Here is a 25,116-nt window from a genome sequence, read left to right as displayed (position 1 = left end):
ACCGGCACTCCGCGCCGTACGAGCGGGCCCCGGGCCACTGGCCCGGGGCCCTCCTTGTTGTGTACGGAGGGAGGACTGGCCCTAGCCCTGCGCAGCCTTCGCCGCGGCGTCGATCGCGGCGAGGGAGCGGCGGGCCTGGTTCCGGTCGGTGGTGTACCAGAAGCCGGGGAGCGAGGCCCGCAGATAGCTGCCGTAGCGGGCGTTGGCGAGGCGTGGGTCGAGCACCGCGACGACGCCCTTGTCCCCCGTGGCCCGTACGAGACGGCCGGCTCCCTGGGCCATCAGCAGCGCGGCGTGCGTGGCCGCCACCGCCATGAAGCCGTTGCCGCCCGCTTCCTCGACCGCCTTCTGGCGCGCGCTCATCAGCGGATCGTCGGGCCGGGGGAACGGGATACGGTCCATGACCACCAGCTGGCAGCTCGGCCCGGGGACGTCCACGCCCTGCCACAGCGACAGCGTGCCGAAGAGGCAGGTCTCCGGGTCGGCCGCGAAGTTCTTGATCAGCTCGCCCAGGGTCTCCTCGCCCTGGAGCAGGATCGGCTTGTCCAGCCGGCCCCGCAGTTCCTCGGCGGCGGCCTTGGCCCCCCGCATCGAGGAGAACAGTCCCAGCGTGCGCCCGCCGGCGGCTTCGACCAGCTCGGCCAGCTCATCGAGCATGTCCGTACGGGAGCCCTCCCGGCCCGGGGTCGCCAGATGCCGGGCGACATACAGGATGCCCTGCTTCGGGTAGTCGAAGGGCGAACCGACGTCGAGGCCCTTCCACTGCGGGACGTCGTCGCCCGCGGTCCCCTCGGGGGCGAGCCCCAGGGAGGCGCCCACACCGTTGAAGTCGCCGCCGAGCTTGAGCGTGGCCGAGGTGAGGACGACGGAGCGCTCGGTGAAGAGCTTCTCGCGCAGCAGCCCGGAGACGGAGAGCGGGGCGACCCGCACGGAGGCGCCGAACCGGTCGTGCCGCTCGTACCAGACGACGTCGTACTCGGAGCCCTGCGTGATGCGCTCCGCGACGGCGTGGATGGACTCGACCGAGGCCAGCGCCTGCTTGCGGACCGCGTCCTCGTCCTGGACGGACTTGTCCCGGGTGGAACCGATCGCGGAGATCACCGTACGCGCGGCGTCCCGCAGGGCCATCAGCGCGTATCCGAGATCCTCCGGGACCTCCTCCAGACGGCCGGGGAGCGCCAGCTCCATCACCCGCTCGAAGCCCTCGGACGCGGTCTGCAGCGCGTCGGCCGCCTTCTCGTTGACCAGCTTCGCGGCGCGGCGCACCGCGCGGTTCACCTGGCCCGGGGTCAGCTCGCCGGTGGCCACCCCGGTGACCCGGGAGACCAGCTCATGGGCCTCGTCCACGATCAGCACCTCGTGCTGCGGGAGCACCGGGGCGCCCTCGATGGCGTCGATCGCCAGCAGCGCGTGGTTGGTGACGACCACGTCCGCGAGCTTGGCCCGCTCCCTGGCCTGCTCGGCGAAACACTCCGCCCCGTACGCGCACTTGGTGGCGCCCAGGCACTCCCGGGACGTGACGGAGGTCTGCGCCCAGGCCCGGTCGGAGACGCCGGGGGTGAGGTCGTCCCGGTCGCCCGTCTCCGTCTCGTCCGCCCAGTCCCGCATGCGCAGGAGGTCCTGGCCGAGCTTGCTGGACGGCGCCGCCGCCTCGAACTGGTCGAACAGGCCCTCTTCCTCCTCCTGCGGCACGCCCTCGTGCAGCCGGTGCAGGCAGAGGTAGTTCGACCGGCCCTTCAGCATGGCGAACTGGGGGCGGCGGCGCAGCAGCGGATGCAGCGCGTCCACCGTGCGCGGCAGGTCCCGCTCGACCAGCTGGCGCTGGAGGGCCAGGGTCGCCGTGGCCACGACGACGCGCTCGCCGTGTGCCAGGGCCGGCACCAGGTAGCCGAGCGATTTGCCCGTACCCGTGCCGGCCTGGACGAGCAGGTGGGATTGGTCGTCTACCGCCTCGGCGACGGCACCGGCCATGGCGGCCTGGCCGGGCCTCTCCGTACCGCCGACGGCGGTCACGGCGGCGTGCAGGAGCTCGGGGAGGGATGGCTTCGTCATAGCCCGGCCAGCCTACGGGGCTCCACTGACAACGACGCTCACTCCCGGCCTCACGCCGAGAGGTGGAGCGGGTTGGCCACGGAGCCGTGGACCGCCGCGTGCGGGCGTTCGGGCCGGTCGCGGTAGCCGTCGAGATGCAGACGATTGCGGTTCAGACAGAGGCGCTCGATCCGCGGGGTCAGCATGTCGAACGTCTCGAACCGCTCCTTCAGCTCGGGGAACCGGGCGTGGTGGCGCAGGATCTCCGCCCGGACGAGTGACCAGAATTCGCCCTCGGGGACACCGAGCTGTTCCTCGCAGAGCGGGGAGAGGAACCGGAAGACCCCGGTGAAGAGTCCGGAGTGGATGAACTGGGTGAGGAAGGCCGGTTCCTCGGTCAGCAGGACGCGGCGCACGTCGGGCGGCATGGTGTCGTGTTCGGGCAGCGGCTGCGCGCTCACGTTGACGTCGTCCACGAAGTCCTTGATCGCGAGACGTACGGGCACGTCCTGGTCGTCGAAGACCACGATCGCGTTCTCGCCGTGCGGGGAGAAGACGGTGCCGTAGCGGTAGAGGAAGTGCAGCAGCGGCGGCAGCAGCGCGGCGAAGAGCCGGGAGAGCCAGACGGTGGGCGTCAGCCCGGAGCGGGCGACCAGCTCGGCGGTGAAGGCGCGTCCCCGCGGGTCGGTGTGGAGCAGCGAGGCGAGGGTACGGGCCCGCTCCCCCGGCGCCAGACGCGGCAGCAGGGGCTCGCGCCAGATCGCGCCGAGGATCTCCTTGAACTGGTACGGCGTCTCGGGGAGGTGGTCGTACAGCGGGTGCTCGACGGTGACCGACGCGACCTCGCCGAGCAGGATGACGCCGCAGGTGTCGCGCAGGAACGGATCGTTGTCGCGCAGCCCCAGCACCCAGTCCGTTACGGCGGGGGCGGCGATGGTCCGCTCGGTCGGCAGCCCGCGCCAGACCAGCGTGTTGAGGATCGACAGCGGGAGCTTGACCGTGTGCCGGTCGGGTCGCGCGACGTTGGCGAAGGTACGGATGGACTGCTGCGGCAGCCGCACGTCCGGGTCGGCGGGCAGGGGCACGATGTCGCCGACGGCGATGGCCGGGGCGAAGAGCGGCACGATCCACTCGTCCCACTGCCAGGGGTGGACGGGCAGGTAGTGGTAGGCGTCCGGGTCGAGGCCGCGGGCGCGCAGGGTGTCGGCGAAGGACGCGCGGACCTCGGCGTCGAGCTCCTGGGCGTAGAGCGGCCCCGGGGTGGCCAGCCGGCCCACGCCCCGGTAGGCGGCGATCCGGTGGGAGACGGCCAGCCACGGCAGCCTGACCGGTTTCCTGGCCTCGGGGGTGTAGCGGGAGGCGTCGGTGGCGGAGAAGCCGAGGCGGCCCTTGTTGGCGACGATCCAGGGGTGGCCGGTCTGGTGGCCTTCGAGTTCCGCGTAGCCGAGGTCGGCCAGTTCGGCGGCGGTGAGCGCGGTGTGGTCGAGGCGGGCGTCCGCGGTGAGCGTCGTGGTCAGCTCACGGATGAGGTGGCCGAGGGTGGCGCCGTCGAGCCCGAGGAGGTGGCGGGCCCGGGTGAGGAACAGCAGCGGATCGCGGAAGGGGACGCCGTCCGCTGCCTGCGGGTCCTGGCCGTCCGCCGCCCGGTGGGAGTCGGGGTGGGCTGTTTCCCGGATCGATTCCGGGTCCACGCGCCAGCTGCCGTACACGCCGCGCCGGGCGGTGAAGCTCAGGGTGGAGCCGTCGTCCAGTCCGAGGGTGTAGGTGTCGCCGCCGGGGGTTCGTACGGCCGGCTCGATGACTTCCTCGTAGGCGAACTCACCGAGCGTCTTGGCGAGCATCCGGGCGGCGGCCCGGTCCCAGGCCTCCCGGTTCAGCTCCGGGGTACTGAGCAGCGCGGGCGGCTCCATTGCGGCGTGGTGCGCAGGGTATTTCGGCACGGGGACTCCTCGGGATGGAACCGATGGGGTTCGAGCGGTGCGGACAGGTCGGGGAAGGGTTCATGGGCTGGTTCGGTGGGCTCGGTCGCGGATCATCAGCGCGGCCCGCTTCTCCGGGAGGTCGACCTCGGCGGAGAAGCGGAATCCGGCGCTCAGGAACGCGGAGACGGATGGGACGTTGCGGAGGTCGGGCTCGGCCACGACCCGGGTGCAGAGCGGAAGGTTGTCGAGTACGAGACCGGCCACGGCGCGCAGCAGCGTCGTGCCGGTGCCCCGGCCGCGGTGGCCTTCGGCGATGAGGAGGTGGACTCCTGTGTCGTGCGGCCGGGCGGGATAGTGGCGGGCCAGCGGGTCGAGGTCGGCCCGGTAGATCTCCCAGTAGCTCATGGGCGTACCCGACAGCACGCCGAGGCAGGGGATGCTGCGGCCGTCGCCGTCGAGTTGGGAGGCGAGATGCCCGGCCGTGACGCTCTCGTCGCCGGCGAGCTCCCAGAAGGCCGCGATCACGGGGTCGTTCATCCACCGGCTGATCATTGTGAGATCGCGCTCGGGGCGGACGGGGACGAGTTGGAACACCCCGGCCGGGGTGGCGACGGGCTGCCAGTCCGCCGGCCGGCCGAGGGGTCCGGACGAGGGGTCACGGTGCCGGGGCGTGGGTGCCTCCTCCTGGAAGAGCGCGCGGAGTTCAGCGGTGATCCGCAGTTCGAGTGTGTCCTCGGCGCCCGTGTCCCGCCGATCGGCGAGACTGGTGTGCGCATCGGAGGGAGGCAACGGTGGGGCGCTCCTTACTCAGCCGTGCAGGGGGTTGGTGATGGTGACGTAGACGGACTGGGTGTCCACGGGGCCGACGAGTTCGTCGAGTCCGTGCAGGCGGGTCAGCATGTTGGCCTTGCAGCGCAGGCGCGGGGTTTCGAGCAGGTGGGCGGGGAACGGTGAGCCCAGTTCGCACGCCGACTTGAGGAACCGCCGGAAGGCGTCGAGGAGCATGTCCTCGTCGGCGAGGCGCTGGGCACCGAATGCCCCGATCAGTCCGAATACGTTGTTGATGCCGAGGTAGTAGGCGAAGCGTTCGTCGGTGACGGCGTCGGAGACGAAGGTGTCGCTGACGGATCCGATGCCGGGGAGCCTGCGGTCGAGTGCGGCGCGGTGTGATTCACGGAAGTAGTAGCCCTGATTGTCACGGTAACGCCCGCCGGCGGGCCAGCCGTCCGCGTCGAGCAGGACCAGGGTGTTCTGCTGGTGGGCCTCCAGCGCGACACCGGCGTGCGCGTCGAGCCAGAGCACCGGCTGCACGACGCGGTCGAGGTAGCGCAGGAACCACTCGGCGGCCACCGCGGTCGTGGTCCGTCCCGTGACGGCGGCGAGACGGTGGACGACGTCGGCGAGGCGGGAGTGCAGGCCTGGCCGGCCCGGCCAGGGGCGCGGCGCGGTGAGCCCGGCGATGCAGACCGCGTCGTCGTCCCGCCCGAAGGGGTTGTGGCGGAGCATGACGTCGAGGCCCTGCACCGGCGTGCCGTCCGGGGTGTCGACGGCGAGCCAGGCGGGGTCGCGCACGATGTCGAAACCGGGGTGCTCCGCGTGCCACTGGCGGGCCAGCCCGGTGCGCAGCAGCCGGTGGACCTCCACTCCCCGGTGGAGTTCCTTGCGGAGGTTCTCCCGGCGGGAGTTGGTGATGCGTACGCCGAGGGAGAGCTTCAGCATCAGGTCGGCGCCCGGCCGGTGCACGGTGCGCACCGAGGACGTGGGGTGCCAGTGCGCGCCGTACGGGCCCAGGTCGTGCAGGAGGCCGGAGCCGATGAGGGCGGCGACTTCGGGCCTGCCGCGCAGTTCGCGGGCCTGCCAGGGGTGGAGGGGAATGGGCGTGGTGCGTTCGGGGAAGGGCAGGCCCGGGGCGTGCCGGGCGACGAGCTGCGCGGCGGAGACGGGGCGGCCCTGGTCGGTCCACGCGGAGTCGGTGGCCAGCACGGAGCGGTCGGCGGCCATCCAGTGGAGCGGGAAGGAGCCGTGCAGTTCGGGTGAGTAGAGCCGGTTCTCGGCGTCGGTCAGCCCTTCCCTGCTCTTGGGCGAGGGATGCAGCGGGTGGCCGAGCAGGAGCGACTGCTCGGCGGTGAGGAAGAGGTCCGCCTCGTCGGGAGCTCCGGGCCGGCTGCGCCGCTCCGCGATGAACGAGGCGGTGCGCCGTACGGAGTCGGCGACCCGGCCGACCATGTCGGCGCCCTCGTTGTGGTCGGCCTCCCGGCCGAGCAGGGCGGCCACGGTGACGGCGTCGGCGGTCGGCGCGCCGACGGGGGCCTGTTCCAGGGCGGGCGGCCCGAAGCGGTGCCAGCCCGTGGCCGACCAGTGGAGGACGGGGACGAGCAGGGCGGTGCCGCTCGCGGGGAGCGGGACGCGCAGGGTTTCCTCCGCCGGGCGGGGCAGATCGCACTCGCGGACCCAGCAGCGCAGCAGGTTCTCGATGCCCGCCGCGTCGGCGGCGCGGAGCGGATCGGGATGGTCCAGGGGGTCGGCGGCCGGGGCCGAGTCGTCCGGGTGTACGGCGGCCGGGGGCGGGGAAGCGGGCCTCGACGCGTGCCACAGTTCGTGCGGCGTTTCCTTCTGGCGGGGCACGGTCGTCGCCTCGACGGCGAGTTGACCGGGGGCTGCGGCCTCGGGGAGGGGGCGGGAGGGAGGGCCGTCGGCCTCGGGCGCGGGGGTGGGGTTCACGGCGGTCTTCCTGTGCTGGTGTCCGTGGTCAGCGGATCGATCCGGTCGGCGTCCGTCGGTGCGGTGAGCGCTCGGCGGCTGCCAGGGCATCGGCAAGGCGGTCGATGACCGCGGTTGCCTGTTCGTCGGTGAGCGTGAGGGGCGGAAGCAGGCGTACGACGGTGGAGTGCCGGCCGCCGAGTTCGACAATAAGGCCGCGGCGCAGGCATTCCTGCTGAACGGCGAGAGCGAGGACCGGATCGGGCGGCGCCTCGGTGCCGGTACCCCGCGGACGGGTCTCGGGGTCGACGACCTCCACGCCGATCATCAGGCCGCGTCCCCGCACGTCACCGATGCACGGATGGCCGGCGGCGAGCGAGCGCAGGCTCGCCAGCATGCGGTCCCCGAGGACCCCGGCCCGCTCCGCGAGTCCGTTCTCCCGGACGTAGGCGAGGGTGGCGGTGCCCGCCGCCATGGCCAGCTGGTTTCCGCGGAAGGTGCCCGCGTGGGCGCCGGGCTGCCAGGTGTCGAGTCCGGAGCGGTAGACGATCACGGCGAGCGGGAGGGAGCCGCCGATGGCCTTGGACAGCACCATCACATCGGGCACGATCCCGCTGTGTTCGACGGCCCAGAAGGCACCGGTCCGGCCGACGCCGGTCTGGACCTCGTCCGCGATCAGCGGGATGGAGCGGTCCTCGGTGATCTCCCGCATCCGGCGCATCCAGCCGTCGGGCGCGGGGTTGACTCCGCCCTCGCCCTGGACCGGTTCGAGGATCATCCCGGCGGGGGCGGGCGTCCCGCTCTTGGGGTCGTCCAGCAGGCTCTCGGTCCAGCGCGCCGCGGTCCGTGCCCCGGCTTCGCCGCCGATACCGAAGGGGCAGCGGTAGTCCTGCGGGAACGGCAGCCTGGTCACCCGTACGTCCTCGGCGCCGCCGGACGCGGCGAGGGCGCCCGCGGTCATGCCGTGGTACGCGCCGGTGAAGGCCAGCAGGCCGCTGCGGCCGGTGGCGGCGCGGACCAGTTTGAACGCCGCCTCGACCGCGTCCGTACCGGCGGGTCCGCAGAACTGGATCCGGGCGTCGTCGGCGAACCGGCCCGGCAGAGTGGCGAACAGCTCCGTGGTGAAGGCGTCCTTGACCGGTGTCGCCAGGTCCAGCACATGCAGCGGGGCGCCCGAGTCGATGACCTTCTTGATCGCTTCCAGGACGACCGGGTGGTTGTGGCCGAGCGCCAACGTCCCGGCTCCGGAGAGGCAGTCGAGATAGCGCCGCCCGTCCGCGCCCTCGATGGTCAGTCCCCGGGCGCGCACCGGCACGATCGGCAGCGACCTGGCGTAGGTGCGGGCGGCCGATTCGCGCAGGGACTGGCGGCGCAGGATGCCTTCGTGGGCGGACAGGGGTGGTGCCGGAGCTGGTTCGGTCACGGCCACGGCTCTGGATCCTCCCGCTGTAACAGTTGCGTTGCACGTCAGTACGATTCCGCAAGGACGGCCTGCGAGGGTGAACGCTGTCTCCGTGCCCCCTCCGTACCAACGACGAAGGAGGCAGAGGATCACGGGTAAATCCGAAGATCCTTGCGGGGCGCAACCCTGCCGCGCACCACCCGCGGCGCCACCGGCATAGTGGGGGCCGCGCCGGGCTCCGGGACACCTCCCGAAGGCCGCGGCGCCCTGCCCGTTCGGTGCGCTCTGCGGCTCGCCGTGCACAAGTGCAGTACAGAAGCGTTGAGTTACGAAGTCCCAGGGGGATCAGCAGATGCGTCTCGTTCGACCAGGAAACACCGCACGCCGCAGGGGAAGTGCCCGCCTCACCTCCTCCCCCGTGCTCGCCACCGCCGCCGTCGCCGCCGTCCTCGCGCTCACCGCCACGGCCTGCGGGCCGACCGAGGACGACGCGAACTCCGAGCCGAGCAGCAGCAGCTCCGCCGGCCGGACGGACAACAAGATCGCCATCCCGGACGAGCTGAAGGACCGGCTCAAGGAACACGGGATCGACCTGGACCAGTGGAAGGACGGCGAGTGGAAGAACTGGGACACGGACAAGTGGCTGCGTGAGGCCAAGGACTACATCAACCCGATCATCGCGGGGCTGTGGGACCCGGACCGCATGCGGGACGCCGACAAGCCGCCGGAGAATCCGGTCGACAACGACATCTCGGGCGACGAGGGCGTGACGGACCCGACGCCCGCGCCGGTCCGGGCCGTGGGCGTGAACACGCCGTACCACGACAACGCCGCGGAGTCCGGCAAGCTGTTCTTCGACGGCCCCGAGGGCTCGATGGTCTGCTCGGCGACCGTGGTGAAGGACCCGGCGCACCCGGGCAAGTCCAACATGGTGTGGACCGCGGGCCACTGTGTGCACGCGGGCAAGAAGGGCGGCTGGTACCGCAACATCGCCTTCGTCCCCTCGTACAACAACAGCGGTCTGTCGACGGCCGAGCTGCGCGACAACCCGCCCAAGGAGAAGGTCGCCCCGTACGGCATCTGGTGGGGCAGCTGGGCGCAGACCTCGCAGCAGTGGATCGACCAGGGCGCGTCGGTCGGCGGCCTGGGCGCCCCGTACGACTTCGCCGTGCTGCACGTCACGCCGGAGGAGGGTTCGAACGGCAAGTCCCTTGAGGAGACCGTCGGTTCGGCTCTGCCCGTCGAGTTCAACGCGCCGGCCGTGCCGAAGATCGCCGACATGACGGCGACCGGCTTCCCGGCGGCGGCCCCGTACGACGGCCAGAAGCTGTTCCAGTGCAAGGACAAGCCCGGCCGTCTCTCGCTCGCCCAGGGCGACCCGACGATGTACCGCATCGGCTGCTCGATGACCGGCGGTGCCTCCGGCGGCGGCTGGGTCGCCACCGGTCAGGACGGCAAGCCCGCGCTGGTGTCGAACACCTCCATCGGCCCGGTGACGGCGGGCTGGCTGGCCGGACCGCGCCTCGGCAAGGAGGCCAAGGGCGTCTACGAAGAAGTCAGCAAGAAGTACGCGGACAAGTAGCCGGCAGGACCGCGCCCACCGGGGCGCGGATGGCGGCGGGCAGGGGTCTTCGGGGCGGACGGCGGTCCGTTCCGCGGGCCCCTGCCCCGCGACCGACCGATGTGCAGATTCCAGGGGGATTCCTTTTCATGCGATCCATACGTCCGCTGCTCGCCGCGACCGGACTGGCCGCCGCGCTCGCGCTGACGGCCACCGCCTGCGGGCCCACCGAGGACGAGGGCGCCGACAAGCCCGCGGCTGCCGCGTCCGGCGGCGCCCAACAGGACGGCGGGCCTGCCGCCGGCCTGGCCGACGCGCTGAAGAAGCACGGGATCGACCCGGACAAGTGGCGTGACGGCGAGTGGAAGAACTGGGACAAGGCCGCTTGGCTGCGTGAGGCCAAGGACTTCGTCAACCCGGTCATCGAGGGGCTGTGGGAGCCGGACCGGATGAAGTCGGCGCAGGACCCGGCCAAGACGATGTCCGCCGGGGACTTCTCCGGTGACCAGGGCGTCACCGACCCGGAGCCGAGACCGGTCACGGCCGAGCGCGAGAAGACCCCGTACCACAACTACGCGGCCCCGGTCGGGAAGGTCTTCTTCGACTCCCCCAAGGGCCACATGGTCTGCTCGGGCACGGTCGTCAAGGACCCGGGGAACCCGGGCAGGTCCAACCTCGTGTGGACCGCCGGCCACTGCGTCCACGCCGGGTCCGAAGGCGGCTGGTACCGCAACATCGTCTTCGTGCCCGCGTACAACGACAAGGGCCGGAGCGCCGCCGCGCTGAAGAACGCACAGCCGCAGGAGATCGCCCCGTACGGGGCCTACTGGGCGGACTGGGTCAGCACCTCCGGTGAGTGGATCACCAACGGCGGTCCCACCGGCGGCGAGGGCGCCCCGTACGACTACGCGGTGCTGCACGTGAAGCCGGAGCGCGGCACCAAGTCGCTCGAAGAGACCGTGGGCAACGCCCTCCCGGTGAACTTCGACGCCCCCGAGATCGCGCAGATCGGTGCGATGGGCGCGTGGGGCTACCCGGCCGCCCCGCCGTACGACGGTCTGATCATGCACAAGTGCGTCGACCGGCCCGGCCGGCTGTCGATCAGCCCCTCCACGCCCACCATGTACCGCATCGGCTGCACGATGACGGGCGGTTCGTCCGGTGGCGGCTGGTTCAGCGAGGGCGGTGACGGCACGTTGGCCCTGGTCTCCAACACGTCGATCGGCCCGGTCACCTCGGGCTGGCTGGCGGGGCCGCACCTGGGTGAGGGCGCGCAGCAGATCTTCACGACGATGAGCCGGAAGTTCGGCGCCGAGTAGCGGCGCGTACGGCCGAAGGCCCGTTCCCTCGCAGGGGAACGGGCCTTCGGTACTTCCGGTGCGGTCCGGTCAGTGCACCGCGGGGACGAACGCCGCGAGCTCCGATGCCAGCTCCTCGTGCACCCGCGCCTTGAGCAGCGTGCCCTCCGACGTGTGCTCCTCGGAGACCACCTCGCCCTCGGCGTGCACCCGGGAGACGAGTCCGCCCTGGGTGTACGGCACGAGCGCCTCGATCTCGACCGACGGGCGGGGCAGCTCGCTGTCGATCAGCGCGAGCAGCTCGTCGATCCCGGCGCCGGTACGCGCCGACACCGCGATGGCGTGCCGCTCGTTGCGCAGGAGGCGCTGGAGGACCAGCGGGTCCGCGGCGTCCGCCTTGTTGACCACGACGATCTCGGGCACGTCCGTCGCGCCGACCTCGCGGATCACCTCGCGCACCGCGGCGAGCTGCTCCTCCGGCACGGGGTGCGAGCCGTCCACCACGTGCAGGATGAGATCGGACTCGCCGACCTCCTCCATGGTGGAGCGGAACGCCTCCACGAGGTGGTGCGGCAGATGCCGTACGAACCCGACGGTGTCGGCGAGCGTGTAGACCCGGCCGCTCGGCGTCTCGGCCCGGCGCACGGTCGGGTCGAGGGTGGCGAACAGGGCGTTCTCCACGAGCACGCCCGCGCCGGTCAGCCGGTTGAGCAGCGAGGACTTGCCCGCGTTGGTGTAACCGGCGATGGCGACGGAAGGCACCTTGTTGCGCCGGCGCTCCTGGCGCTTGAGGTCGCGGCCGGTCTTCATCTCCGCGATCTCCCGGCGCATCTTCGCCATCTTCTCGCGGATCCGGCGCCGGTCCGTCTCGATCTTGGTCTCACCGGGGCCGCGGGTCGCCATGCCGCCACCGCCGCTGGAACCGCCGCCGCCCATCTGACGGGACAGCGACTGACCCCAGCCGCGCAGCCTCGGCAGCATGTACTGCATCTGCGCGAGGGAGACCTGCGCCTTGCCCTCACGGGACTTGGCGTGCTGGGCGAAGATGTCCAGGATCAGCGCGGTCCGGTCGACCACCTTGACCTTGACGACGTCTTCGAGGTGGATGAGCTGGCCGGGGCTGAGCTCACCGTCGCAGACGACGGTGTCCGCCCCGGTTTCGAGGACGATGTCGCGCAGCTGAAGCGCCTTGCCGGAACCGATGTACGTGGCCGGGTCGGGCTTGTCGCGGCGCTGGAATACGGCGTCGAGCACCAGGGCTCCCGCCGTCTCGGCGAGCGCCGCCAGCTCGGCGAGCGAGGTCTCCGCGTCCTGCACGGTGCCCGAGGTCCAGACGCCGACGAGCACCACGCGCTCCAGGCGCAGCTGCCGGTACTCGACCTCGGTGACGTCTTCGAGCTCGGTGGAGAGTCCGGCCACGCGCCGCAGGGCGGCACGCTCCGAGCGGTCCAGCTGCTCGCCGTCCCGCGCTCCGTCGATCTCTTGGCTCCAGGCGACGTCCTCTTCCATCAGGGCGTCGGCCCGCAGGCCCTCGGTGAGGCTCTCGGTCGCGTTCTCCGTGGCACTCTGCGCGTTCTGCGCGTCCTGGGGAAGGGAAGAAGAGGAGGTCATTGGATCCTTACGTCGATAGGAGTGGTTGCATCAGTCACAACGCGTAACCTCTGCGGATGATTCCCGTACGGGAAATCCTCCGCTCCGGCCGCCGCGGCGACGCCTCGATAGTGGCATGGTCCGTGCGGGCCGTCATCCGGGTTTACCGCTGTCCCCGTTCCACCGCGGGTGCGGTGCTGTGCCAGTCGGGATGTCCGGGCATGGGCGGCGTCTTCGCCCCGTACAGCCAGCCGTCGAAGAACGCGGTCAGGTCGCGTCCCGCCACCCGTGAGGCGAGCCGGACGAAGTCGGCCGTGGCCGCGTTGGAGTCGCGGTTGCCCCGCACCCAGAGCCGCTCCAGTGTCCCGAAGGCGTCCTGGCCGATCTCCTGGCGCAGGGCGTAGAGGACGAGCGCGCTGCCGTCGTAGACCACCGGCCGGAACAGGCTGATCTTCTCGCCGGGCGCCGGCGCGGCGGGCCGGGCGGGCGGGCCTCCGGCAGCGCGCCAGGTGTCCGACCAGGTGTAGGCGCTGCGCATGCGCTCCTCCAGCGGCTTGCCGGCGTGGTCCTCGGCGTACCGCGCCTCGTACCAGCTGGCGTGCCCCTCGTTCAGCCAGAGGTCGGACCAGGTCCGCGGGGAGACGCTGTCGCCGAACCACTGATGGGCCAGCTCGTGGACCAGGACCGAGTCGACGTACCACTCGGGGTAGCGCGCGTCGGTGAACAGTCGCTTCTCGAACAGGGAGAGGGTCTGGGTCTCCAGCTCGAACCCGGTCTCGGTGTCGGCGATCAGCACCCCGTAGTTCTCGAAGGGGTACCGGCCGACCTGCTGTTCCATCCAGGCCAGTTGGTCCGGGGTCTTCTTCAGCCAGGGTTCCAGGCGGTCCCGGTCGGCCGCCGGTACGACGTCGCGCACGGGCAGTCCGTGCGGCCCGGTCCGCCGGACCACGGCCGAGCGGCCGATGCTGACCTGGGCCAGTTCGGTGGCCATGGGGTGCTCGGTGCGGTAGGTCCAGGTGGTGCTGTCCCCGTGCCGGCTGCGGCCGGTGGGCAGGCCGTTGGCCACCACCGTCAGTTCGCTCGGGGCGGTGACGCGGAAGGTGAAGTACGCCTTGTCGGCGGGGTGGTCGTTGCCCGGGAAGACCCGGTGTGCGGCGTCGGCCTGGTTGGCCATGGCGAGCCCGTCGGCGGTCCGCACCCAGCCTCCGCTGTCGCGTTCGCCGGAGGGGTCGCTGGTGTGGCGGACGGTGACGCGCAGGGGCACACCGGCCGGAACACGGCCCGCCGGACGCACGATCAGGTCCTCGTCCGCGACCTCGAAGTCGGCGCGCAGGCCGTTGACGGCGACGGACCGGACGGTGCCCCGGGTGAAGTCGAGGTTGATCCGCTCCAGCGGCTCGGTCGTCTTCATGTCGATGGTGGTGACGGCGGACAGCGGCTCGTCGTTGTGGCCGTTGTAGGTGAGGCCGATGTCGTAGGCGAGTACGTCGTACCCGGGGTTGCCGAGGTGGGGGAAGAGCGGGTCACCGATGCCGAGCGGCACCGGGGCGGGCAGGGTGGTGGCGGCGACGAGCGCGGCCGACGCGGTGGCCAGCAGGGCGGCCCGCAGACGGCGGGAGAGGAACGGCATGGACTACGGCTATCAGCGCGGCCCCTCCCCCAGGGTGCGGCGCGCGCCGCGCCACCCGAATGAGAACGGCGCGCGGTCCCCCCGTCCCGTCAGAGCGCTCCGGCCGGATGCTGGGCGCGCGAGACGTCGTACACGCCGGGCACCTCCCGCATGGCGCGCATCAGCGCGGGCAGCCCCGCCGCGTCCGGCAGCCGCAGGGTGTACGTGTGCCGTACGCGCTGTTCGCTCGGGGGCTCCACGGTGGCGGAGATGACCGCCGCGTCCGCCCCGGCGATCGCCTCGGTGAGGTCGGCCAGCAGCCGGGGCCGCCCGAAGGACTCCGCGACCAGCGTCACCCGGCACGCCTGCTCGTCGCCCCAGCTCACCGCGACCTGCGCCCGTCCGACGGCCTCCATCCGGGCCACCGCGGGACATCGCAGTCGGTGCACGGTCACGGCGGCGCCCCCGCGCACGGTGAAGCCGGTCACCTCGTCGGAGGGCACGGGGGTGCAGCAGCCCGCGAGCCGCACCGCGGCGTCCGGCTGTTCGACCACTGCGCTGGCGGTACGGGCCCTGGGGGCCCCCGGTCCGAAGGGCGGGGCGGACTGCGGCTCACGGCCCGCCGGCACGCCCGGCTGTCCGGAATCGGCGGCCTGGGGGTGGGCTTCGAGCCAGCCGGTGATGGCGATGCGGGCGGCGGGCGTACGCGCGTGGTCCAGCCAGTCGGGAGAGGGGCCGGATGCCGCGTCCTCGGCGAGCAGCGGCTGCACGGTGTCGCCGTCCTTGAGCACGGTGCTGAGCGTGGCCAGCCTGCCGTTCACCCTGGCTCCGATGCAGGTGTGCGCCGCGTCTGCGTGCTGGGCGTAGGCCGCGTCGACACAGCTGGCTCCGGCGGGCAGGCCGAGGGTGCCGCCGTCGGTGCGGAAGACGGTGATCTCGCGGTCCTGGGCGAGGTCGGCGCGCAGGGAGGTCCAGAAGGTGTCGGGGTCGGACGCGGACTGCTGCCACTGGAGGAGCCGGGAGAGCCAGCCGGGGCGGGTGGGGTCGGCCCGCTCGCCTTCGGTGCCTTCGCCGTCGGTGCCTTCTCCGTCGGCCGGTTCGGCGGTCTGGGCGGTGCCGTCCGCCGCGTACGGATTGCCGAGGGCGATGACTCCGGCCTCGGCGACCTTGTGCATCCGGTGGGTGCGGATGAGGACCTCGGCCACCTCGCCGTCCGGGCCCACCACCGCGGTGTGCAGCGACTCGTAGAGGTTGAACTTGGGGGCGGCGATGAAGTCCTTGAACTCGGAGATGACCGGTGTGAAACAGGTGTGCAGCTCCCCGAGGACGGCGTAGCAGTCGGCGTCCTCACCGACGAGCACCAGCACGCGTCCGAAGTCGCTGCCGCGCAGTTCGCCGCGTTTGATGCGGACGCGGTGGACGGAGACGAAGTGGCGGGGCCTGACGAGGACCTCGGAGGGGATGCCGGCCTCGCGCAGCACCGAAGCCACGTTGCCCGCGATGGCGGTGAGGGGGTCCGGCCCGTCCGCCGCCGCGGCGATCACGGCGCTGGTCCGGGCGTACTCCTCGGGGTGGAGGATGGCGAAGACCAGGTCCTCCAGCTCCGTCTTGAGCGCCTGGACGCCGAGCCGCTCCGCGAGGGGGATCAGCACATCGCGGGTGACGTTGGCGATCCTGGCCTGTTTCTCGGGACGCATCACGCCGAGGGTTCGCATGTTGTGCAGCCGGTCGGCGAGCTTGATCGACATGACGCGGACGTCGTCCCCGGTGGCGACCAGCATCTTGCGGAAGGTCTCGGGTTCGGCGGCCGCCCCGTAATCGACCTTTTCGAGTTTGGTGACGCCGTCGACGAGGTAGCAGACCTCCTCGCCGAACTGCTCCCGGACCTGGTCGAGAGTCACCTCGGTGTCCTCGACCGTGTCGTGGAGGAGGGAGGCGGTCAGCGTGGTGGTCTCGGCGCCGAGCTGGGCGAGGATGAGGGTGACCGCGAGCGGGTGGGTGATGTAGGGCTCGCCGCTCTTGCGCATCTGTCCGCGGTGCGAGCTCTCGGCGAGGAGGTAGGCGCGCTGGAGGACGGCGAGGTCGGCGTCGGGGTGGTGGGCGCGGTGGGCCTCGGCGACATGCGCGAGGGCGTCGGGGAGGCGGTCGCGGGAGACCGGGCCGAGCAGGGCGGCCCTGCCGATCCTGCGGAGGTCGATCCGGGGACGGCCCCGCCTGCGGATGGGAGCACCTGGGCTGGTGGCCTCTGCACTCATGGGGCACCTCCGGCGACGTCGACCGGCGGTGGGGAGGTGCGGTCGCGCCTCCGGGCCGGTGCTTGATGCTACCGAGCCCACCACGTGGCGGAGTCCCGCTCTCGCCCAGCGTGAAACGGATCACCCATTCGAGCGAAGCGTTACCCGTTCAGCGTTTCGAGCCAGGCCGGATCGATCTTGCCCTCGGCGACGATGACGGCCGGCCCGGTCATCTCGATCTCGCCGTCCGGGTGCTCCGTGATGACGAGACTGCCGCCGGGCAGGTCGACGGTGTACGTGACGGGCTCGCCGGTCGTCGTCGGGTCCAGCGCGTCCCGGCGGGCCGCCGCGACGGCCACCGCGCAGGCACCGGTGCCGCAGGAGCGGGTCTCGCCGGAGCCGCGCTCGTGGACCCTCATGGCGACGTGGCGGGGGCCGCGGTCCACGACGAATTCCACGTTGACCCCGTCGGGGTAGACGGCGGCCGGGACGAAGAACGGCTCGCTGAGGAGGTCACCGGCGTGCGCCAGGTCCTCGACGAAGGCGACCGCGTGCGGGTTGCCCATGTTGACGTTGCGGGCGTCCCACTCGCGGCCGTCCACGGTGACGGTGACGCCCTCGGCGGGCAGCAGTGCGCGGCCCATGGAGACGGTGATGTCGCCGTTCTTGGCGAGGTGGACCTTCTTCACGCCGCCGCGGGTGGCGACCGCGAGGTCGCCGTCATCCACGAGGCCGGCGCGCTGGAGGTAGTGCGCGAAGACCCGCACGCCGTTGCCGCACATCTCGGCGACGGACCCGTCGGCGTTGCGATAGTCCATGAACCACTCGGCGTCCCGCGCCATGGCCCGCGCCTCGGGGTGCGCGGCACTGCGCACGACGTGCAGCAGGCCGTCGCCTCCGATGCCCGCCCGGCGGTCGCAGAGCCGGGCGACGACGGAGGCGGGCAGGGCGACGGCGTTGTCCGCGTCGGGAACGATCACGAAGTCGTTCTCGGTGCCGTGGCCCTTGAGGAAGGCGATCTGCGAGGTGGTCACGGGACAACTGTACGAGGCTGCACCGGCAGCGCCGCAAACCGGCCCGCCGGGCCCGGAGCCGCCCGGCCCCGCCCGTCAGCGCAGCCGCGCCACGCGCCAGACGGCCAGCGCGACCAGTACGGCGCAGACCCCGGCGTAGAGCGCGACCACGCGCCAGTCGGGGCGCTGCGAGGAGCCCCGGGACGGCAGTCCGGGCCAGGTGTGCCCGACGCGGCGGGCGGCCATCATGGACCACCCCGCGGCGCAGCAGCTGATCAGCAGGCCCAGCATCGCGACGACCGCGCCGCCGTCACCGAACTCGAAGGCGAGCGGGAAGGCGAACATCAGCGAGCCCATCGCGGCGAGCGTGACGATGGGCGCGAGCTGCCAGATGCGCAGCCGGCGGGCGGGGCGCAGCTCGACCTCGACCTCGGGGGTCACGTCGAGCTCGTCGGGCCCGTCCGGGCTCAGGCTCACTGCCTCGTTCCGCGCTTCCTGAGCGTCCTGCTCCGGTGCGTCCTGTTCCGTGTCGCGAGGGCCGGCCTCCATCGCCACGCGCCCTCCCAACTCGGACCCCAGTCGATCGATGCTCGATGATGGCACGGCCGGGGTCGCCGAAATGACGGGCAGAGCGTCCCGATGCCATCACGTGATCAGGCTGTTATAGCCCCGCCTCGGGGTTTATGCAGGTCAGACGCCTGCTGCTGGTCGGCGAGTCAGCAAGAGGTCAGCAATAGTTCCAGGTCAGCGCCCGATTGACCGTCACGACCGCCCCGGAGAAGGACCGTCTGAATCATGCCGAACAAGCTTGCGCGGGGTACGGGTACGGGGAGCTTCCCGGGGAGGGCGGGCCGGGTTCAGGGCGACCAGACATACGGTGTCGTCGTGGTGACCGCGTGCAGGCCGAGGCGGGTCAGGATCGGGGCGCTGTCGGCCGAGGCGTCGACGTAGAGGTAGGGGACGTCACGGGCGGCGGCGAGTTGGGCCCGGTGGGCGACCATGGCCCGGTAGATGCCCCGCCCGCGCCATTCCTCAAGTGTCGAGCCGCCCCAGAGGCCGCCGAAGTCGATGCCGTCCTTGAACACCAGCCAGGCGGCGCAGACGACTTCGGCGCGTGCCTCGGCGACGAGGACGACGGTGCTCTCGGGGGCGTTCTCGATTCGGGCGGTCAGGTCGTCGGCGAGCCAGCTCCAGTCCTCGTTCCAGACCGTGCTCTCCATGGCGGCGACGCGCTGGAGGTCCGGTCGGGAGGTGACACGGCGGAGGGTCACACCGTCGGGCAGGACGGGGTCTGCCGCCAGGTCCGCGGACTGCCCGATGAGCACGGTCTCACTGTCCTCGGCGACGAAGCCGGCCGCCGTGAGCCGAGCGGTGAGGTCGGCGGGGAGATCATGGGCGCGGGTCTTCCATTCGACCGCCTCACCACGGGCAGCGTAGAAGTCACGCTGCCGCGCTATGAGCGCGTCGAGTTCCGCCCCGTCCACTCCGAGGTCGCGTGGGCCCGTGACGAAGCCACGGTGCCAGCCGACGACACGGGTCAGTGGGCCGTCCTTCTCGATGCGCGCGCTGCCGCCGGGCGGGGTGACACCACGGAGTTGGGCGTCGTACGCGATGCGGAGTTGATTGATCAGAGTGTCGTTCACTCGAACACCGTACGGACCGGGTCAAGCGATTGACATGCGATCAGACCGGTCCGTAAGGCGTCGCACGCCGTCGTCACTGCCGGTCGAGGGTGGTAGCGACCTGGTCCATGACGTGCTGCCGGTACGCCCGTTGCCGTTCGCGCCGTTCAGCGCTTGCCAGGACCCGCAGGGGACGCGGTGAGGTCACAGCAGTCGGTCGACCAGCCCGTCGACGTAATCCGGGGCGAGCGGGCCCATGCCGAACAGGACGCGGATATACATCGGGGCCAGGACGTGGTCCAGCACGTCGAGCGCGTCGGGTGCGCGCTCCCCGCGTTCGCGGGCGCGGTCGAGCATGGCCTGTAGTTGCCGGGTGCGTTCGGCACGGAAGTCGTCACGCGCCCGCAGCCCCTGCTGACCATCGCTGGAGAGGGCCACGGCCAGGCGCACCAGCAACAGGCCGTCGGGCCCGGTGATCTCGCGGGCCACTTGCGCCGCGTAGGTGCGCAGGTCGCCGGCCAGGGTTCCGGTGTCGGGCATCGGGGACTGGGTGTTGAGGCGGGTGAGCGCCACGTCGGTGAGCAGCGTTTCCAGGCTGCCCCACCGGCGGTAGATGCTGCTGTCGGCCACGCCCGCGCGGGCCGCGACCTCGCCGACGGTGAAGTTGCCGTAGCCGCGCTCACTGATCAGTTCGGTGACGGCCCGGTGCACCTCCGCGCCGACGCGGGCGCTACGCCCGCCGGGCCGCCGGGCTCGCTGCTGTTCGCTCATGACTCCACCTTAACGCAGTTCGCACTTGCGTTTACAGGGGACCCTCCGTACAGTCCCCTAACGCAGTCACCGACTGCGTTAGGGCGTCCGGAGGCCGACCCTGTCGGCTGTGGAGGGGCGCGGTCGACCATCGAGAGGAATCCCCTTGCCCGCATCGCCTGCTTCCGTAGGCAGTGGACCGAGCAGGACCGTGCTGCTCACGGTGACCTGCCTGGGCCAGTTCATGGTTCTGCTCGACAACACGATCGTCGGGGCGGCGCTGCCCGATATGCAGGACCGGCTGCACACGCAACTGACCGGTCTGCAATGGATCGTCGACGCGTATGTGCTGCTGGTCGCCATGCTGCTGCTGTCCGGCGGCGTCTTCGCCGACCGGTTCGGCCGCAAGCGGGTGTACCTGACGGGCGTGGCGGTGTTCACCGCCGCGTCGGTGGTGTGCAGCCTCGCGCCCTCGGTCGGCTGGCTGGTCGCCGGCCGGGTACTGCAGGGCATCGGGGCCGCGGCTCTGAGTCCTGCCTCGCTGGCCCTGCTCATCGCCGCCTGCCCCGTACCGCGGGAACGGATCAAAGCGATCGGGCTGTGGGCCGGTTTCAGCGGACTCGGAATGGCCGTGGGCCCCGTGGCCGGCGGCGTGCTGACCGATGTCTTCGGCTGGTCCGCCATCTTCCTGGTCAATCTGCCCATCGGCGTGGTCCTGCTGGTGGCCGGTGCGCGCAGCCTCGAAGAGACCCGCAATCCGAACGCCCCTGCCATCGATGTGCCGGGAACGGTGCTGTCCGTTCTGGGGGTGGGGGCACTGACCTACGGGCTGATCGAGGGTGGCGCCCGCGGCTGGACGACGCCGGTGATCCTGGGCAGCTTCACCGCGGGAGTGATTCTCCTCGCCGCCTTCCTCGCCGTCGAAGCGCGGCGCTCCGCTCCGATGCTGCCACTGCCGCTGTTCCGGCAGCGCCTGTTCACCGTGTCCAACACCGCCATGGTCGTGGTCGGGTTCGCGTTCATGGGCTCGTCGTTCTTCTTCTCCCAGTTCTTCGTGTACGTCCAGGGCAGCTCGATCCTGCGCGCCGGCCTGCAGACCCTGCCGGTATCCCTCGGCATGGTGATCGTCAGCCCGTACGCGGGCCGCCTCGCCGCCCGGTACGGCTTCCGCATCGTGGTCACCACCGGCCTCGCCCTCGCCGGACTGGGGCTGCTGGCGCTCGGAACGGTGCACGCCGACACCGGCTACGCGAACGTGTGGTGGCGGCTCGGAGTCGTCGGCACCGGCTTCGCCCTGACCCTGTCCCCCCTGACGGGAGCCGCCATCCAGGCGGTCAGCCCGCAGGAAGGCGGCCTCGCATCAGGCATCAGCAGCACCACACGGCAGATCGGCGCGGTACTCGGCGTGGCCGTACTCGGAGCCGTCGTCCGCACCCGGCAGACCGGCGGCGCCTCCTTCGAGACCGGCCTCAACAGCGCGTTCCTCGCCGCCGGCGCCGTCACCTTGGCCACCGCCGTGTTCACCGGCCTGTGGCTGACCAGGTCCGAACCAGCGCCGGAAGCCTCCGCGGCGCCGCGACGTCCCGCCGTCCCGAGCGCGGTCACCGCCTCGAACGAGGCATCCGGGAACAGCCGTTGACGACAACAGCCGCCTCGGACGGCCGCCGTACCGCGCAGGGCGCTCCCACAGCCGGGCCGACGCGTGGCCGGCCCGGCTCGGCCCGAAGTCCCCGGGGCCGACCGCCCGGCTCCCCCCGCTCCCCTGCGGCCGGGCAACCCTCGGCCGTTACCCCTCGGGGCGAAGGGCGGGGAAGACGGAGGGGGTTGCCCAGCCTCGCAGCACCGCGTCAACCGTTGACCGGAAGGCGGTCCGCGCTGCGGCGCCTTCGAGACTCCCGGCGAGTTCGAGGGTCACGAGCCCGTGCAGGGCGACCCACAACGAGACGGCGATCAGTGTGGTGTCGCCCGCGAGGACATGAGCTGCCACGGCGCGGTCGATCGCCGCGACGAGCGGTCGCACCGGGTCCCGGTCGCCGATCCGGTCCGACGGGACGAAGGACTGCGCGCCACCGAACAGCACCGTGTACAGGTGGCGGTGTTCGAGTCCCCAATGGCGGTACGCCACGGCCAACGCGTACAGATCCTCCAGGGCGTCCTCCGAGTCGGGAACGGCCGTCAGGTCCTGGAACAGGCCGGCGACAGCCTGGTCGCGCACCTCCCGGATCAGCCCGTCCTTGCCCTGGAACAAGGTGTACACCGCCGCTGTCGACGTCCCGGCGGCGGTGGCCAGCGCGCGGACCGTGACCGACCCCTGGGGGCGGGTGGCGAACATCTCGGTCGCGCATGCCACGAGCCGCTCCCTGACCGCGGCGTCGTTCGTTCTCGGCCTTCCCATGGGGACCAGTCTACCCATGCTGATAACATCGTTTCAAAACAGCGTTTCAAAACTTTGGGAGATCACCTTGCCACCGTCCCTCATACGTTCCCTGCGCTTCACGGGCCGCCTGCTGGCCGCCACCGCCGCGACGGTGGGGGTGGTCGCCGTGTTCCTGGCGCTGATCGTTGCCACCGACGGAGCGGGGTCGGGGTTGGCCGCGTGGTTCGCGGCTGTCGGGGTCGCGGCCCTCGCGGCGATGTGGCGGGGCCGGCGACGCTCCTGGCAAGGACGGCTGGTGCCCTTCCTGCCGGTGCTGGTCGCAGCGGCCCTGACGCTGTCGGTGTGCGTTCCCACCGCCCCCACGACGCGCCGCTACCCGGCCGCCCTGTCGTTCGTGACCACCGAGCACATGCGCCTGTCCACCGGCAGCCGGGTCGCGGTCTACCACTATCCGCCCACCGGCAGCGGCCCCCGGCATCCCGTTCCGCTCGTCTACCTCAACGGCGGGCCGGTGCGCGGCATCTCGGTGCTCGACCACCGCTTCCTGCGGCGGCTCGCGGGACAGGGCTACGACGTGTACGCCTACGAGCAGGCCGGCGGTGGGCGCAGCGACCTGCTGCCCATGGACCAGTACTCGGTCACCCGGTCCGTCCGCGACCTCGGCGCCTTCGTCGACAAGCTCGGCAGGGGCCGCGCCGACGTGCTGGGTTTCTCATCGGGCGCGGTCGTGCTCACCCGCGCGCTGGCCGACCCGGCGATCGCCGGCCACCTGCGCCGGGCGGTCATCGCCGAGCCGGGCCCGGTGGACGGTCCCACCGCCCGGATCGCGGGGCAGAAGGGCCGGCCCTCGGCCCGCGGCATCGCGCCGGCCCCATCCGGACCGCGCTCCACACACGTCCCGCGGTACGCGGTCGCGTTCGGCCTCATGCGGCTCGGACTGCTCAACCCCGACAACGGGCTTATAGGGCAGGCGGAGGGCGACAACGCCTTCACCGCCGCCGATCTCGGCAGCGACACCGCGTCCGCCTACTGCGCGCGGGACGCGCACCGCATCCCGGTCGAGGACACGGAGCAGAACTTCTCCTTCAGCCCCGCCGCCAGCCTTCGTATCCAGCAGACGATCAAGGACTCCGCCTCCCTCGCTCCTCAGCTGAGTCGCTCCCGGACACCCACGATGCTGATGATCGCCGAGTGCTCCTCCCAGGTCCGGCAGTGGGCGACGACCGTCCTCGCGGACGACCCCGCCATCCGGCGCACCCAGTACATGCCCGGTGTCGGCCACCACATGTGGAACGGCCTGGGTGACAACGACCAACGAGCGGCAGCCGTCATCACCGCGTTCCTCCAGGACGAGCCCGCACCGCTGCCCGACTACCCGACCCGGGCCGATATCCCGGCCTTCCTTCGCGATCACAAGTGAGCGGGCAGGGGCCGGTCCGAAGCCGGAGACGCTCGCCGGGCCCGTTTCCGGCAGCTGCGAGGCCACCGGCCCCGGGAAGCTCCGCCCCGTGGGAGCCTCTCCGGCCCGCTCCATGCGGCACCACGGGTTCCTGCCGCACTCGCGCCCCGCCCCATGCGATCAGGCTGTGACCGCCCGTTCGACCAACGCCAGCGCCTGGCCCGGGAGTTCCCCGCGGTGGTCCACGGCCCCGCTCAGCCACTGGACGCGCGGGTCGCGCCGGAACCAGGAGTCCTGGCGGCGCGCGAAGCGCTTGGTGGCGCGCACGGTCTCGGCGCGCGCCTGGTCCTCGGTGCACTCCCCGGCGAGCGCGGAGAGCACCTGCTGATACCCGAGCGCGCGGGAGGCGGTACGCCCTTCACGCAGCCCCTGGGCCTCCAGTTCGCTCACCTCGTCCACGAGCCCCTCCTCCCACATGCGGTCGACGCGCAGGGCGATGCGCTCGTCGAGTTCGGGGCGGGCCACATCGACGCCGATCTGGACGGCGTCGTAGACCGGGTCGTCGCCGGGGAGGTTCGCGGTGAAGGGCTTGCCGGTGATCTCGATGACCTCCAGGGCGCGCACGATGCGGCGGCCGTTGCTCGGCAGGATCGCGCGGGCGGCCTCGGGGTCGGCGGCGGCGAGTCGCGCGTGCAGTGCTCCGGAGCCGTGCTCGGCCAGCTCCTCCTCCAGGGCGGCCCGGACGCCGGGGTCCGTGCCGGGGAACTCCAGGGCGTCGATCGCGCCCTTCACGTACAGGCCGGAGCCGCCCACCAGGACGGGGGTGCGGCCCTCGGCGAGCAACCGGTCGATCTCGGCGCGGGCCAGGCGCTGGTACTCGGCGACGCTGGCGGTCTCGGTGACCTCCCAGATGTCCAGCAGCCGGTGCGGGACACCGTCGCGCTCGGCGAGCGTCAGCTTGGCGGTTCCGATGTCCATGCCCCGGTAGAGCTGCATGGAATCCGCGTTGATCACTTCGCCGTCGAGCCGGTGGGCGAGGTGCACCCCCAGATCGGACTTTCCTGCTGCGGTGGGACCGACGACGGCGATGACCCGCGGTGCGGGGGGAGCTGAGCTTGTCACCGCCACAGTCTCTCCCAAACCCGCGGCTCGGGTCCCGAATGAGGGAAGCCCGGACGGGGAAGGTGACGCGGCAGTGCGGTCTTCCCCGTACAGTGGTTGTACATATGGGTTATTTCTCACAGTTCCCGAGCGGAGAAGGTGTCCGATGGGTTTCATGGACAGTGTGAAGGCGAAGCTGGCCCCGGCGAAGGAGAAGGTCAGCGACCTCGCGCAGCAGCACGGGGACAAGATCGATCAGGGTCTCGACAAGGCCGCGCGGACGGTTGACGAGAAGACCAAGGGCAAGTACAGCGACAAGATCGTGACCGGCACGCAGAAGGCCAAGGACGCGGTGGAGAAGCTGTCGAACAAGGACGGCGACACCAGCACGGGCGGCAGCACGCCGCCCCCCGCTGCCTGAAGCGGTCCGGCAGGACAGCCGATGAGGGCCCCGGAGCGGTTTCGCTCCGGGGCCCTCATCACGTGTGCGTCCTCATGACCAGGCGG

19 protein-coding genes are annotated in these 25,116 nt (G+C 71.7%); 5 read left to right on the top strand and 14 right to left on the bottom strand.

Translation table 11 applies throughout. The features are described from left to right. Positions 1-81 precede the first annotated feature (81 nt). Genes P8A18_RS26060 through P8A18_RS26040 form a run of 5 tightly spaced genes read right to left on the bottom strand, consistent with a single transcriptional unit; the run spans position 82 to position 8,082 of the window. Entirely contained in the window at positions 82-2,052 is a 1,971-nt protein-coding gene (locus tag P8A18_RS26060) for an ATP-dependent DNA helicase (RefSeq protein ID WP_306058186.1), read from the bottom strand. A 50-nt stretch (positions 2,053-2,102) separates the two neighbouring features. Beyond that, positions 2,103-3,971: an IucA/IucC family protein gene (locus P8A18_RS26055; protein ID WP_306058184.1), complete on the bottom strand. Its 1,869-nt coding sequence runs from the start codon at positions 3,969-3,971 to the stop codon at positions 2,103-2,105. 60 nt (positions 3,972-4,031) lie between these two features. Then, complete coding sequence (locus P8A18_RS26050) at positions 4,032-4,742, bottom strand: GNAT family N-acetyltransferase (RefSeq protein WP_306058182.1); 711 nt, start codon at positions 4,740-4,742, stop codon at positions 4,032-4,034. Positions 4,743-4,760: 18 nt separating this feature from the next. Beyond that, a complete protein-coding gene (locus P8A18_RS26045; RefSeq protein WP_306058180.1) occupies positions 4,761-6,674 on the bottom strand; it encodes an IucA/IucC family protein in 1,914 nt (637 codons plus the stop codon). Positions 6,675-6,702: 28 nt separating this feature from the next. Then, positions 6,703-8,082, bottom strand: coding sequence for a diaminobutyrate--2-oxoglutarate transaminase family protein (locus P8A18_RS26040; RefSeq protein WP_306058178.1), 1,380 nt, complete (start codon positions 8,080-8,082; stop codon positions 6,703-6,705). A 325-nt stretch (positions 8,083-8,407) separates the two neighbouring features. Between P8A18_RS26040 and P8A18_RS26035 the strand changes: the two genes are divergently transcribed. Both P8A18_RS26035 and P8A18_RS26030 read left to right on the top strand, forming a co-directional pair. Further along, positions 8,408-9,637 (top strand): trypsin-like serine peptidase, encoded by a 1,230-nt coding sequence (locus P8A18_RS26035; RefSeq protein ID WP_202453124.1) that lies wholly within the window; start codon positions 8,408-8,410, stop codon positions 9,635-9,637. A gap of 128 nt (positions 9,638-9,765) precedes the next feature. Further along, entirely contained in the window at positions 9,766-10,935 is a 1,170-nt protein-coding gene (locus tag P8A18_RS26030; RefSeq protein WP_306058175.1) for a trypsin-like serine peptidase, read from the top strand. A 69-nt stretch (positions 10,936-11,004) separates the two neighbouring features. Here the strand turns inward: P8A18_RS26030 and hflX are convergent, their stop codons facing one another. The 7 genes from hflX to P8A18_RS25995 form a co-directional block, all read right to left on the bottom strand. After that, a complete protein-coding gene (hflX, locus tag P8A18_RS26025) occupies positions 11,005-12,525 on the bottom strand; it encodes a GTPase HflX (protein ID WP_306058173.1) in 1,521 nt (506 codons plus the stop codon). A gap of 142 nt (positions 12,526-12,667) precedes the next feature. After that, positions 12,668-14,134 carry a M1 family metallopeptidase gene (locus tag P8A18_RS26020; RefSeq protein WP_306058171.1) on the bottom strand — a complete coding sequence of 489 codons (1,467 nt, stop codon included), beginning with the start codon at positions 14,132-14,134 and terminating at the stop codon, positions 12,668-12,670. An 89-nt stretch (positions 14,135-14,223) separates the two neighbouring features. Next, positions 14,224-16,368 (bottom strand): RelA/SpoT family protein, encoded by a 2,145-nt coding sequence (locus P8A18_RS26015; protein ID WP_306058169.1) that lies wholly within the window; start codon positions 16,366-16,368, stop codon positions 14,224-14,226. Between the two features lie 140 nt (positions 16,369-16,508). Then, positions 16,509-17,381 (bottom strand): diaminopimelate epimerase, encoded by an 873-nt coding sequence (dapF, locus tag P8A18_RS26010; RefSeq protein ID WP_306058167.1) that lies wholly within the window; start codon positions 17,379-17,381, stop codon positions 16,509-16,511. A gap of 75 nt (positions 17,382-17,456) precedes the next feature. Then, a complete protein-coding gene (locus tag P8A18_RS26005) occupies positions 17,457-17,909 on the bottom strand; it encodes a hypothetical protein (protein ID WP_306061153.1) in 453 nt (150 codons plus the stop codon). Positions 17,910-18,217: 308 nt separating this feature from the next. Further along, on the bottom strand, positions 18,218-19,003 hold the full coding sequence (locus P8A18_RS26000; protein ID WP_306058165.1) for a GNAT family N-acetyltransferase: 786 nt from the start codon (positions 19,001-19,003) through the stop codon (positions 18,218-18,220). Positions 19,004-19,186: 183 nt separating this feature from the next. After that, positions 19,187-19,753 (bottom strand): TetR/AcrR family transcriptional regulator, encoded by a 567-nt coding sequence (locus P8A18_RS25995; RefSeq protein WP_306058163.1) that lies wholly within the window; start codon positions 19,751-19,753, stop codon positions 19,187-19,189. Positions 19,754-19,943: 190 nt separating this feature from the next. Here P8A18_RS25995 and P8A18_RS25990 point away from each other — a divergent pair, with 190 nt between their 5' ends. Continuing rightward, positions 19,944-21,371, top strand: coding sequence for an MFS transporter (locus P8A18_RS25990; RefSeq protein ID WP_371933714.1), 1,428 nt, complete (start codon positions 19,944-19,946; stop codon positions 21,369-21,371). Positions 21,372-21,518: 147 nt separating this feature from the next. Here P8A18_RS25990 and P8A18_RS25985 read toward each other — a convergent pair whose 3' ends face one another. Then, positions 21,519-22,127, bottom strand: coding sequence for a TetR/AcrR family transcriptional regulator (locus tag P8A18_RS25985; protein ID WP_306058159.1), 609 nt, complete (start codon positions 22,125-22,127; stop codon positions 21,519-21,521). Positions 22,128-22,194: 67 nt separating this feature from the next. Here P8A18_RS25985 and P8A18_RS25980 point away from each other — a divergent pair, with 67 nt between their 5' ends. Beyond that, on the top strand, positions 22,195-23,529 hold the full coding sequence (locus P8A18_RS25980) for an alpha/beta hydrolase (RefSeq protein WP_306058157.1): 1,335 nt from the start codon (positions 22,195-22,197) through the stop codon (positions 23,527-23,529). 159 nt (positions 23,530-23,688) lie between these two features. Here the strand turns inward: P8A18_RS25980 and miaA are convergent, their stop codons facing one another. Further along, positions 23,689-24,630, bottom strand: coding sequence for a tRNA (adenosine(37)-N6)-dimethylallyltransferase MiaA (miaA, locus tag P8A18_RS25975; protein ID WP_306058155.1), 942 nt, complete (start codon positions 24,628-24,630; stop codon positions 23,689-23,691). A 145-nt stretch (positions 24,631-24,775) separates the two neighbouring features. Here miaA and P8A18_RS25970 point away from each other — a divergent pair, with 145 nt between their 5' ends. After that, positions 24,776-25,030: an antitoxin gene (locus tag P8A18_RS25970; protein WP_018551534.1), complete on the top strand. Its 255-nt coding sequence runs from the start codon at positions 24,776-24,778 to the stop codon at positions 25,028-25,030. Positions 25,031-25,116 lie beyond the last annotated feature (86 nt).

The organism is Streptomyces sp. Mut1 (assembly GCF_030719295.1).
GTDB classification, from domain to species: domain Bacteria; phylum Actinomycetota; class Actinomycetes; order Streptomycetales; family Streptomycetaceae; genus Streptomyces; species Streptomyces castrisilvae.
Note: the sequence above shows the minus strand (reverse complement) of the source record. Positions and strands in the feature narration are given on the sequence as shown.